The organism is Pseudomonas sp. CAN1 (assembly GCF_030462585.1).
GTDB lineage: Bacteria > Pseudomonadota > Gammaproteobacteria > Pseudomonadales > Pseudomonadaceae > Pseudomonas.
The window spans coordinates 1-11,727 of record NZ_JASMRU010000061.1 but is presented as its reverse complement, the minus strand read 5'-3'; the positions used below and the strand labels follow the sequence as shown (position 1 = coordinate 11,727).

General features: G+C 67.3%; 8 protein-coding genes and 1 pseudogene. 7 read left to right on the top strand and 2 right to left on the bottom strand.

Annotation, left to right across the window (positions count from 1 at the left end; translation table 11 throughout):
- Positions 1–100: 100 nt before the first annotated feature.
- The 3 genes and pseudogenes from QO207_RS30610 to QO207_RS30600 all read left to right on the top strand — a co-directional run.
- A pseudogene (locus QO207_RS30610) lies at positions 101–934 on the top strand (glycogen/starch/alpha-glucan phosphorylase); the annotation flags it as partial.
- 114 nt (positions 935–1,048) lie between these two features.
- Positions 1,049–1,495 (top strand): GNAT family N-acetyltransferase, encoded by a 447-nt coding sequence (locus tag QO207_RS30605; protein WP_301536006.1) that lies wholly within the window; start codon positions 1,049–1,051, stop codon positions 1,493–1,495.
- On the top strand, positions 1,489–1,800 hold the full coding sequence (locus tag QO207_RS30600; RefSeq protein ID WP_301536004.1) for a DUF2388 domain-containing protein: 312 nt from the start codon (positions 1,489–1,491) through the stop codon (positions 1,798–1,800). The genes QO207_RS30605 and QO207_RS30600 overlap by 7 nt, the downstream gene beginning before the upstream one ends.
- Positions 1,801–1,826: 26 nt before the next feature.
- On the opposite strand, the gene QO207_RS30595 is transcribed toward QO207_RS30600, so the two are convergent.
- Positions 1,827–2,717, bottom strand: coding sequence for a sterol desaturase family protein (locus QO207_RS30595; RefSeq protein WP_301536003.1), 891 nt, complete (start codon positions 2,715–2,717; stop codon positions 1,827–1,829).
- 124 nt (positions 2,718–2,841) lie between these two features.
- Positions 2,842–3,246, bottom strand: a complete 405-nt coding sequence (locus QO207_RS30590) for a hypothetical protein (RefSeq protein ID WP_301536002.1) — start codon at positions 3,244–3,246, stop codon at positions 2,842–2,844.
- A 208-nt stretch (positions 3,247–3,454) separates the two neighbouring features.
- Here QO207_RS30590 and QO207_RS30585 point away from each other — a divergent pair, with 208 nt between their 5' ends.
- The 4 genes from QO207_RS30585 to glgB all read left to right on the top strand — a co-directional run bounded on the left by QO207_RS30585 (position 3,455) and on the right by glgB (position 11,542).
- Entirely contained in the window at positions 3,455–3,940 is a 486-nt protein-coding gene (locus QO207_RS30585) for an MgtC/SapB family protein (protein ID WP_301536001.1), read from the top strand.
- A 105-nt stretch (positions 3,941–4,045) separates the two neighbouring features.
- Entirely contained in the window at positions 4,046–6,028 is a 1,983-nt protein-coding gene (locus tag QO207_RS30580; RefSeq protein ID WP_301536005.1) for an alpha-1,4-glucan--maltose-1-phosphate maltosyltransferase, read from the top strand.
- Positions 6,029–6,047: 19 nt separating this feature from the next.
- Entirely contained in the window at positions 6,048–9,368 is a 3,321-nt protein-coding gene (gene treS / locus QO207_RS30575; RefSeq protein ID WP_301536000.1) for a maltose alpha-D-glucosyltransferase, read from the top strand.
- Positions 9,365–11,542: a 1,4-alpha-glucan branching protein GlgB gene (gene glgB, locus QO207_RS30570; RefSeq protein WP_301535999.1), complete on the top strand. Its 2,178-nt coding sequence runs from the start codon at positions 9,365–9,367 to the stop codon at positions 11,540–11,542. Before treS ends, glgB begins: the two co-directional genes overlap by 4 nt.
- Positions 11,543–11,727: the final 185 nt, after the last annotated feature.

Here is an 11,727-nt window from a genome sequence, read left to right as displayed (position 1 = left end):
TACCAAAGGCGCCTACCCATCGCCGCGGCATCTCCCTAGACTGATCGCCTTCGCCAATCCGGAGGGCACCATGCACAGCCAATTCGACTTCACCCTCGGCATCGACCCGCAAGCCCGCGACGTCGTGGTCAAGGGCCTGCTCGCCTATAACCTGGGCCAGATGGGCCGCAGCAACACCTACGACGACTTCGAACTCTATGCCCGCAACGACCCCACCCGCGAGCGCGTGCCGCGGGTGAAGATATTCGCCGGCAAGGCGGCGCCCAGCTATGTGCTGGCCAAGCTGATCATCAAGCTGGCCAACGACATCGCCCGCACGGTGAACGCCGACCCGACGGTGCGCGGCCTGCTCAAGGTGGTGTTCATCCCCAACTACAACGTCAGCCTGGCCGAATCGATCATCCCGGCGGCGGACCTCTCCGAACAGATTTCCACCGCCGGCCTGGAAGCCTCGGGCACCAGCAACATGAAGTTCGCCCTCAATGGTGCGCTGACCATCGGCACCCTGGACGGCGCCAACGTCGAGATGTGCGAGCGCATCGGTGCGGAAAACATGTTCATCTTCGGCCTCAAGGCCCAGCAGGTGGAGGCGCGCAAACGGGCAGGGGAGCTGGCCATGCACCGCGAGATCGAGGATTCACCGCGCCTGCGCGAAGCGCTGATGGCCGTCGGTGGCGGAGTATTCTCGCCGGACGACCCGCAGCGCTACAGCGCGCTGGTGGACAGCCTGCGGCACGATGACCGGTTCATGGTCTGCGCGGATTTCGATGCCTACTGGGACGCCCAGCAGCGCGTCGAGCAGCTGTGGAGAAAACCCACGCGCTGGTGGAAAGCTTCTATGCTCAACACCGCTCGGGTCGGCTGGTTCTCCTCCGATCGGACCATCCGCGAGTACGCCCAGGACATCTGGAAAGTGCCCGCCGGACCACAATAAGAAGGTGCGACGATTGGTGGCAGTTCGCGGGGAAGCGCAGCGGTGACTGCTTTGTGTAGGATGCCGCCCGCCACGCCATGAGCACTTCAACGAACCGGGAGATTGCTGCCGATGCTGATCCGTGACTTTCGCGACGACGACATGGACCGCGTGCTGGATATCTGGCTGCGGGCTTCGCAACAGGCCCACAACTTCATCGAGGCCGAGTTCTGGCAGCAGCGCCTGGGCGACATGCGCGACGTCTACCTGCCTGCTGCTGCGTCCCGCGTCCTTGAGGACGAAGGCCGCGTGATCGGTTTCTACAGCCTGCACGACGGCGCCCTGGCGGCGCTGTTCATCGACCCCGAGCACCAGGGCCAAGGGCTCGGTTCGCGGTTGATGGACGATGCCAAGATTCACCTGCCGATGCTGGAGACGGCGGTCTATTCGGCCAACGCCGGTGCCCTGGCGTTCTACCAGCGCCATGGCTTCGAAGTGCTGGAAGAGCGCCACGACCAGCACACCGGCCACCCCGAGACGCTGATGGGCTGGACCACCCGCCCCGTGGCCTGCGGGTGCTGAGGCGCGGCGCCTTCGCCGTCGCGCTGCTGGCCAGCGCCAGCCAGGCCGGCGCCATGGACGGCAAGGGCAACTCCTCGGACCACTTCACCATCGCCACCAGCCTCGGCACGGCGGCGGTCAGCGAATCCAGCAGCCAGGCGCCGCGCGCCTACCAGCTGGCCCATGACGATGCCCTGGCCTACGTTGCCTCCGCCGGGCGCATCCATGGGGCGCAGCTGGAGCAGGCGTTGCGGGTGTATCGCCAGGAGCATCCGCGCTCCACTTCCAGCGATTGGCAGTTGGCGCAGGCTTTCGCCAGCCGCTGACGAGAGGCTTCTTCCTGGCGTATCCGCTATGCCTCGGGTTCGGCTGCGGCCCGGTTCTCTCCGGAAAACCGCAGCCTGCGCAGGCGAGGCGTCGTTGACTGCTGTCCGGGTCGTTGCACCCATGGCAGGAAGGCCTGGGTGAAGGCGCCGCGGGGCGAGGTATCGCCTTCGATGCCGGTCGCCACCCATTCATCCTTCGCCGGCTGCTGATAAGTGCCGAACAGGCGGTCGAGGAAGGGGAAGAACGCCGCATAGTTGCTGTTGTGGTGGCGGGCGTCGCGGCCATGGTGCAGCCGGTGCCATTGCGGGCCGGATAGCCAAGGTGTGAGCGGGCCCAGCGGTATGCGCAGGTTGGCGTGGTTGAAGTAGCCCCAGCCGCTGAACAGCACCAGCGCGCCCAGGTACGGCAGCAGGTTGCCGCCACAGATGATCGCCGTGGGGATGTGCGCGAACCAGAAGCCCAGCAGCGCGCCGCCCAGGCTTTGCCGCAGCGAGGTCGAGGCGTTTATCTGGGTATCGCTGTGGTGCGCGCGGTGGAACAGCCAGAGCACGGCGAAGCGATGCTCCAGGCGGTGCGTCCAGTACTGGAAGAAGTCCCAGACCAGCGCGTAGATCAGGGTCGCCGCGACGGCTCCGAGCAGCCCCTTGTCCTGCCAGTTCGGCACTATCCGCTCGATCAGCGAAATCGCCGGGATCAGCTGGGCGCACCAGTTCACCAGCGGCGTGCTGAGCATCAGGCCCAGCAGCAGGAAGGCGAATACCTTGAGGTTGTGCCAGCGACCTTTCAGGCCGGGGTCATCGCCTGCCGGCCGGAGCCATTCGAGGAACCAGACGAGGCTGGTGAGCGCGGCGCCAATGGCGAGTTGCTTGGCGTTGGCCGCCAGCAGGGTCAGGGTCACCGGAAGGATCGAATCCATCGCTACCTCGTTCTTGTTGCGGCGATGGTACAGGATTCCTCGCGGCTCGCTGCGCCCGGCGAGCGGGCAATGAAAAGGCCCCTGGCGGAGCAGGGGCCTTGGCGTATCGGCGGGCTGGGGCCTGCTACCAGAAGCCTCCGGCATGCCGGCTGGAGGCGTAGTCCAGGTGCAGGGCGAAGGAGCTCTGGAAGAACTCCAGCAGGCGGGTGTCGAGCACCATCTCGTTTAGCGAGGCGATGGAGCCGATCACCTGCTGCACGTCGGCTTCGGTCTCGCCGCAGCGATTCTCGTGGCACAGGCGCTGGGTCTGCGGGTCGGCGCTGATGCGGCAGATGCATTCGGCGTCGTAGCAGGAATTACGCACCTTCAGGCTCAGCTCCGGCAGGTCGCGGCGGCCTTCCAGCAACTCCACGCTGCACTCCAGGCCGTGTTCGCGGGCGAATTCGCTGGCGCGGGCGAAGGCCGGCAGGGCTACCTCAACCAGCGCGCTCTGGTAGGCGTTGGCGAAACTCTCAGGATCGTCGCTCATCCATGGTCTCCTGTGCTGTTGGCACGATTCCCGGCCTGCGGTCGGCAGGGGTTGAGTGATGGACCACGGAATTCGCGGCTTGCACGATGCGTCGGGGGACTTTCCGCCGAGCGGTCGGGCACTGCCCGGCAAATCGGCAAAACCAAATCGCCGTTGCACCTGTCTGGGCTTATACAAGCGCCGCTAGCGGCCGCCGGGAGAGCCGGGCATGGACACTCTGGAACGCATCTGGGCGACCCTGGTCGCCGAATTCTCTGACCTCAGCGAAGTCGAGCAGATCACCCGCGCTTCGCTGCGCCTGAGCCTGGCAGTGCTGCTGGGCGGCATCGTCGGCTACGAGCGTGAAAGCCAGGGCAAGGCCGCCGGCCTGCGTACGCACATGCTGGTGACCCTCGGTGCCGCGCTGTTCGTCATGGCCATCCGCGAGGGCGGGGCGCAGGCCGATGCGGTCAGCCGGGTGATCCAGGGCATCGCCGCCGGCATCGGCTTCCTCTGTGCCGGCACCATCCTCAAGGGCAGCCAGGTCTCCGAGGTGAAGGGCCTGACCACCGCCGCCGGCCTGTGGCTGAGCACGGCCATCGGCATCAGCGTCGGACTCGGGCACTCGGCCACCGCAGTGCTCGGCACCCTGCTGGCGGTGCTGGTGCTGCATTGCCTGCCGCGCCGCTGGGAGCACAACCGCTCGCGCAATTAGCCTGAACTTGCCTGCCCCCTGCCGTTCGGAACCCCTGTAGCAGCCAATCCACCCAAGAGCGCGCAGTCCTGCGCGCACCGCAGCGAGGAGGGCGCCGCGATGGAGATGGAACGGGAGAATCCGGCCAGCCGGGCAGAAGCCGCCGCCAATGAGGCGCGCATCGTCATCGAGGACGTGGAACCACGTCTGGAGGGCGGGCGCTTCGCCGCCAAGGCCCTCAGCCAGCGGGCCTCACGCATCCATGCGCGGATATTCAGCGATGGCCACGACAAGCTGGCCGCCGAAGTCGCCTGGCGCGAAGGCAAGGGCCAGCCATGGCAGAAGGTGCCGCTGGAGCACCTGGGCAACGACCACTGGGAAGCGCAGATCACCCCGAACCGGGTCGGCCGTACGGAGTTCCTCGTGCTGGCCTGGATCGACAGCTACGCGAGCTTTCGCTACGAGCTGGAGAAGAAGTATGCCGCCGGCCAGGTGGTGGAGCTGGAGTTTCGCGAGGGTATCGAGCTGCTGCAGAACGTGCTGCAGACCGCGCCGGAGGATTGCGAGGCGGAGCTGGCGCAGATCGTCCGCGAGCTGCAGGGCAAGCTGGGGCGCGAGGAGCGCTTCGGCCTGTTCATGGCGCCGCGCACCCTGGCAGTGATGCAGCGCGCCGAGCACCGCCCGTTCCTGACCCGCAGCCTGACCTTCGAGCTGGACGTGGAGCGCCCGCTGGCGGAGTTCGCCAGTTGGTACGAGCTGTTCCCGCGCTCGGAAAGCAGCATACCCGGCCAGCACGGCAGCTTCGCCGACGTCCACCGGCGCCTGCCGGAAATCGCGGCCATGGGCTTCGATGTCCTGTATTTCCCGCCCATCCATCCCATCGGCCGGCAGCACCGCAAGGGCCGCAACAACAGCCTGCAGGCCGGCCCGGACGATCCCGGCAGCCCCTATGCAATCGGCAGCGAGGAGGGCGGCCACGAGGCCGTGCACCCGGAGCTGGGCAGCCTGGAAGACTTTCGTGAGCTGGTCGACGCCGCCCGCGAGCATGGGCTGGAAGTGGCCCTGGACTTCGCCATCCAGTGCTCGCCGGACCACCCCTGGCTGCGCCAGCACCCCGGCTGGTTCAGCTGGCGCGCCGACGGCAGCATCCGCCACGCCGAGAACCCGCCGAAGAAGTACGAGGACATAGTCAATGTCGACTTCTACGCCGCCGACGCCGTGCCCGACCTGTGGCTCGGATTGCTGCAGGTGGTGCTGGGCTGGGTGGAGCAGGGGGTCAACCTGTTCCGCGTCGACAACCCGCACACCAAGCCGCTGCCGTTCTGGGAATGGCTGATCGCCGAGGTGCGCCGCGAACACCCGCAGGTGATCTTCCTCGCCGAGGCCTTCACCCGCCCGGCGATGATGGCGCGCCTGGGCAAGGTCGGCTTCAGCCAGAGCTACACCTACTTCACCTGGCGCAATACCAAGCAGGAGCTGGAGGAGTACCTCAGCGAACTGAACCAGCCGCCGCTGCGCGACTGCTACCGGCCGAACTTCTTCGTCAATACGCCGGATATCAACCCTTACTTCCTGCAGCGCTCCGGGCGCGCCGGCTTTCTCATCCGCGCCGCGCTGGCGACCATGGGCTCGGGCCTGTGGGGCATGTACTCGGGCTTCGAGCTGTGCGAGGCCGACCCGGTGCCGGGCAAGGAGGAGTACTTCGATTCCGAGAAATACCAGCTGCGCCAGCGCGACTACCACGCCCCCGGCAACATCGTCGGCGAGATCACCCGGCTCAACCGCATCCGCCGCGAGAACCCGGCGCTGCACAGCCACCTCGGCTTCCAGGCCTACCACGCGTTCAACGACAACGTCCTGCTGTTCGGCAAGCGCACCGCCGACCTGTCGAACTTCATCCTGGTGGCGGTCAGCCTCGACCCGGACAACGCCCAGGAAGCCGACTTCGAACTGCCCTTGTGGGAGTTCGGTCTGCCCGATGACGCGCCCATGGGCGGCGAGGACCTGATGAACGGCCACCGCTGGACCTGGCACGGCAAGCGCCAGTGGCTGCGCATCGAACCCTGGCACCTGCCGTTCGGCATCTGGCGGCTGCACCCCGAACAGTGACCCGTGGAGGATTGCGAGCATGGCCAAGCGCAAGACCCGTCCCTTTCTCGATGACCCGCTCTGGTACAAGGACGCGGTCATCTACCAGCTGCACGTCAAGTCGTTCTTCGACTCCAACAACGACGGCATCGGTGATTTCCGCGGGCTGATGGAGAAGCTCGACTACATCGCCGAGCTGGGGGTGAACACCCTCTGGTTGTTGCCGTTCTACCCCTCGCCAAGGCGCGATGACGGTTACGACATCGCCATGTACAAGGGCGTACACCCGGACTACGGCACCCTGGCCGATGCCCGCCGCTTCATCGATGCGGCCCACGAGCGCGGCCTGCGGGTAATCACCGAACTGGTGATCAACCACACCTCCGACCAGCACCCCTGGTTCCAGCGCGCGCGGCGGGCGAAGAAGGGCTCCCAGGCGCGCAACTGGTACGTGTGGTCCGACGACGACGGCAAGTACGACCAGACGCGGATCATCTTCATCGACTCCGAACAGTCCAACTGGACCTGGGACCCGGTGGCCGGGCAGTACTTCTGGCACCGCTTCTACTCGCACCAGCCGGACCTCAACTTCGACAACCCGCAGGTGCTGCGCGCGGTGCTCGGGGTCATGCGCTACTGGCTCGACATGGGCGTCGACGGCCTGCGCCTGGACGCCATTCCCTACCTGATCGAGCGCGAAGGCACCAACAACGAGAACCTGCCCGAGACCCACGTGGTGCTCAAGCGCATCCGCGCCGAACTGGATGCCCACTACCCGGACCGCATGCTGCTGGCCGAGGCCAACCAGTGGCCGGAGGACACCCGCCCTTATTTTGGCGGGACGGATGGCGGCCCCGGCGACGAATGCCACATGGCCTTCCACTTCCCGCTGATGCCGCGCATGTACATGGCCATCGCCCAGGAAGACCGCTTTCCGATCAGCGATATCCTGCGCCAGACCCCGTCCATCCCGGACAATTGCCAGTGGGCGATCTTCCTGCGCAACCACGATGAGCTGACCCTGGAGATGGTCACCGACGACGAGCGCGACTACCTGTGGAACTACTACGCCGCCGACCGCCGCGCGCGCATCAATCTGGGGATTCGCCGGCGCCTGGCGCCGCTGGTGGAGCGCGACCGCCGACGCATCGAACTGCTCAACAGCCTGCTGCTGTCCATGCCCGGTACACCGACGCTGTACTACGGCGACGAGATCGGCATGGGCGACAACATCTACCTGGGCGACCGCGATGGCGTGCGCACGCCGATGCAATGGTCGATGGACCGCAACGGCGGGTTTTCCCGCGCGGACCCGGCCAGCCTGGTACTGCCGCCGATCCTCGATTCGCTGTATGGCTACCCCAGCGTCAACGTCGAGGCCCAGGCCCGCGATGCCCACTCGCTGCTCAACTGGACGCGGCGCATGCTCGGCGTGCGCAAACAGCAGAAGGCCTTCGGCCGCGGCAGCATCAGCATGCTGTCGCCGCCGAACCGGCGCATCCTCGCCTACCTGCGCCAGTACCAGGCCGACGGCGGCAGCGAGGAGACGATTCTCTGCGTCGCCAACCTGTCCAACGCCGCCCAGGCGGTGGAGCTGGACCTCTCGGCGTTCGATGGCCGAGTGCCGGTGGAGATGCTCGGCGGCGCGTCCTTCCCGCCGATCGGCCGGCTGACCTACCTGCTGACCCTGCCACCCTATGGCTTCTACTGGTTCTACCTGGCCGACAGCCTGCAGATGCCGGCCTGGCACGTGCAGGCGGTGGAACGCATGCCCGAGCTGCCGACCCTGGTGCTGGCCCAGCGCCTGGGCGAAATCATGAATGGCGCGCCGCGCGAGCTGCTGGAAAGCGACTCGCTGCCGCGTTACCTGCCCAAGCGCCGCTGGTTCGCCGCCGGCCGCCTGGAGGCGGGCAGCGCCCATCTGCTCTACGCCATGCCGCTCACCGAGGACGATGCCGCGCCGATGCTGGCGGAGGTGGAGGTCAGCGGTGCCGAGGGCGTCGAGCATTACCAGTTGCCCCTGGCCGCCGTACCGGAGAAAGGCAGCGGCGGCTACGAGCTGCCGCAGCAGCTGGCCATGGCGCGCCTGCGCCGAGGGCGCAAGGTCGGCCTGCTCACCGACGCCTTCAGCCTGCCGGCCTTCAGCCGCCTGGTGCTGAGCCTGCTGCGGCAGAGCGCCACCCTCGCCGGGCCGGCGGGTGAACTGCAATTCCTGCCGATGCCGGGACTGCCGCACTACGGCGAAATCGGCGAGGACGCCGAGGTGCGCGTGCTCAGCGTCGACCAGTCGAACAGCTCCGCGCTGATCGGCGAAAAGCTGCTGCTCAAGCTGCTGCGCCGGGTCTTCCCCGGTGTGCACCCGGAGGCGGAGATGGGTGGCTACCTGAGCCGGCGCGGCTTCGCCAACATCGCCCCGCTGCTGGGTGAGGTGCGCCGCATCGACGCCCAGGGCCAGCCACACACCCTGATGCTGTTGCAGGGCTACCTGAGTAACCAGGGTGACGCCTGGAGCTGGACGCTGAATCAGCTGGAACGCGCCATGCGCGACGGAGCGCTGCCTTCGGCAGAAACCGGCTTCGACGTGATGGAGGAGCTGCGCCTGTTCGCCGGCAAGCTCGGCCAGCGCCTGGGCGAGATGCACCAGTTGCTGGCCGAAGCCACCGACGTGCCGGAATTCGGCATCCACCGCAGCGCCACCGCGGACAGCGCGGCCTGGACCAGCAGCATTGGCGCCCAGCTCGATCAGGCGCTGCAGGCCCTGCAGCGCTCGCGGCAGCACCTCGACGAAGGTGGCGGGGTGATGATCGACTGGCTGCTGGAGAAACGCGGCGAGCTGCTGCAGGCGGTGGCCAACCTGGCGCGGCTGGCCGAGGGCGGGGTGATGATCCGCGTCCACGGCGACCTGCACCTGGGGCAAGTGCTGGTGGTGCAGGGAGACGCCTTCCTCATCGATTTCGAAGGCGAGCCGAATCGCCCGCTGGCCGAGCGCCGCCAACGCCACAGCCCGCTGAAGGATGTCACCGGTGTGCTGCGCTCCTTCGACTATGCCGCCGCCATGGCCCTGCGCAACGCCCAGGGCACCGAGGAGGCCGGGGAAGTACAGACGGCCCGCGCCGAGCTGGCCCTGCGCTACCGCCGCGAAGCGCGCGACGCCTTCCTCGAAGCCTACCGCGCGGCAGCGGTGGACCTGCCCCACGAATGGCGTGGCCGCGAAGGCGAGGGCGCGGCACTGGCCCTGTTCAGCCTGGAGAAGGCCGCCTACGAGGTGCTCTATGAGGCCGGCCAGCGTCCCGACTGGCTGGAAGTCCCGCTGCAGGGACTGTTCGAACTGGCGCGACACCTGCTTGGAGGAAACAAATGACCCTGTTCGACGACCTGGACCACCTGCAGCGTGCCGACCACGCCGACCCTTTCGCCTTCCTCGGGCCGCATCGCGACGCCCAGGGCGAACTGGTCCGCGCCTGGCTCCCCGGCGCGCTGGCGGTGGAGCTGCTGTCGCCCGAGGACGAATTCCTCGTCGCCATGGAAGCGCTGGATGCCAGTGGGCTGTTCGTGGCGCGGCTGCCGCAGAAGACCCCGTATCGTCTGCGCATCCACTGGCCGGAGCACGAACAGCTCAGCGAGGACCCGTACGCCTTCGGCCCGTCCCTCAGCGAGCTGGACCTCTATCTGTTCGCCGAAGGCAATCACCGCCAGTTGGGCAAGTGCTTCGGCGCCCAGGTGATGGACCATGAGGGAGTGCCCGGCGTGCGCTTCGCCGTGTGGGCGCCCAATGCCAAACGGGTCTCGGTGGTCGGCGATTTCAATGGCTGGGACGGCCGCCGCCACCTGATGCGCCTGCGCTATCCGGCCGGGGTCTGGGAGCTGTTCATCCCGCGCCTGCAGCAGGGCGAGGTATACAAGTACGAGCTGCTCGGCCAGGACGGCCTGCTGCCGCTCAAGGCCGACCCCCTGGCCCTGGCCACCGAAATGCCTCCGGCCACCGGCTCGCGGGTGGCGGACCCGACGCCTTTCGCCTGGAGCGATGACGAGTGGATGCTGCAGCGCGGTACACGCCAGGGCGTCGACCGGCCGCTGTCGATCTACGAACTGCATGCCGGTTCCTGGCAATGGGTGGAGAACCGCGCGCCGAGCTGGGACGAACTGGCCGACCGGCTGCTGCCCTACATCAGCGACCTGGGCTTCACCCACATCGAGCTGATGCCGATCATGGAGCACCCGTTCGGCGGCTCCTGGGGCTACCAGCCGCTGTCGCTGTTCGCGCCCACTGCGCGCTATGGCAGCCCGGAGGATTTCGCCCGTTTCGTCGATCGCTGCCACCAGGCCGGGATCGGTGTGATCCTCGACTGGGTGCCGGCGCATTTCCCCACCGATGCCCACGGCCTGGCGCACTTCGACGGCACCTCGCTGTACGAGTACGCGCACCCCTTCGAGGGCTTCCACCAGGATTGGGACACCTACATCTACAACCTGGGCCGCAACGAGGTGCACGGCTTCATGCTGGCTTCGGCGCTGCACTGGCTGCGCGAGTACCACATCGACGGGCTGCGGGTGGATGCAGTGGCCTCGATGCTCTACCGCGACTACTCGCGCAAGGACGGTGAGTGGATCCCCAACCGCCACGGCGGCCGCGAGAACCTCGAAGCCATCGAGTTCCTCAGCCATCTCAACAGCGTGGTCCATACCGAGGCACCGGGCGCGCTGGTGATCGCCGAGGAGTCCACCGCCTGGCCGGGGGTCAGCAAACCGACGGAAGAGGGCGGCCTGGGCTTCGCCTACAAGTGGAACATGGGCTGGATGCACGACAGCCTGGCGTACATCCGCGAGGACCCGATCAACCGCGGCCATCACCACAACAAGCTGACTTTCGGCCTGCTCTACGCCTTCTCCGAGCACTTCATCCTGCCCATCTCCCACGACGAGGTGGTGCACGGCAAGGGCTCGCTGCTGGGCAAGATGCCGGGGGACCGCTGGCAGCAGTTCGCCAACCTGCGGCTGTTCCTGGCGATGATGTGGACTCACCCGGGCAAGAAGCTGCTGTTCATGGGCTGCGAGTTCGGCCAGTGGCGCGAGTGGGACCACGACGGCCAGCTGGACTGGTACCTGCTGCGCTACGCCGAGCACTTCGGCGCCCAGGCGCTGGTCCGCGAGCTGAACCAGCTGCTGCGCGAGGAGCCGGCGCTGCACGCTTTCGACGACCGCGCCGAGGGCTTCCACTGGCTGATCGGCGATGACGCGCGCAACAGCGTCTACGCCTGGCTGCGCCTGGCCGGCGACGGCGCGCCGCTGCTGGTGGTGCACAACTTCACCCCGCTGCCGCGCCCCAACTACCGCATCGGAGTGCCCCAGGCGGGGCGCTGGCAGGTGCTGCTCAACAGCGATTCCGACAGCTTCGGCGGGTCCGGCGCGGGCAGCCGTGGGGGTGTGGACAGCGACCCGCTGGAGTCCCATGGGCAGAACCAGTCACTGGCGCTGGACCTGCCGCCGCTGGGGTGTCTGATCCTGCGTCCCGAAGGTGCCGGCGGCTCTTCGTAGGATGGCGTGGAGCGTCGGTAGACTTCGCTATCAACCCAGGAACAGGAATTTGCCGCGCAGGAAGCGTCCGCGCTCCGCGCATTGCCGCCTATGAACGAATTCAGGAAAGTCCGCCCCGCCAGCTTCATGCGCCTGCGCCAGGAAGGGCGCACCGAGGAGGTCGCGCGCCGGCTGGTGGAGATGGT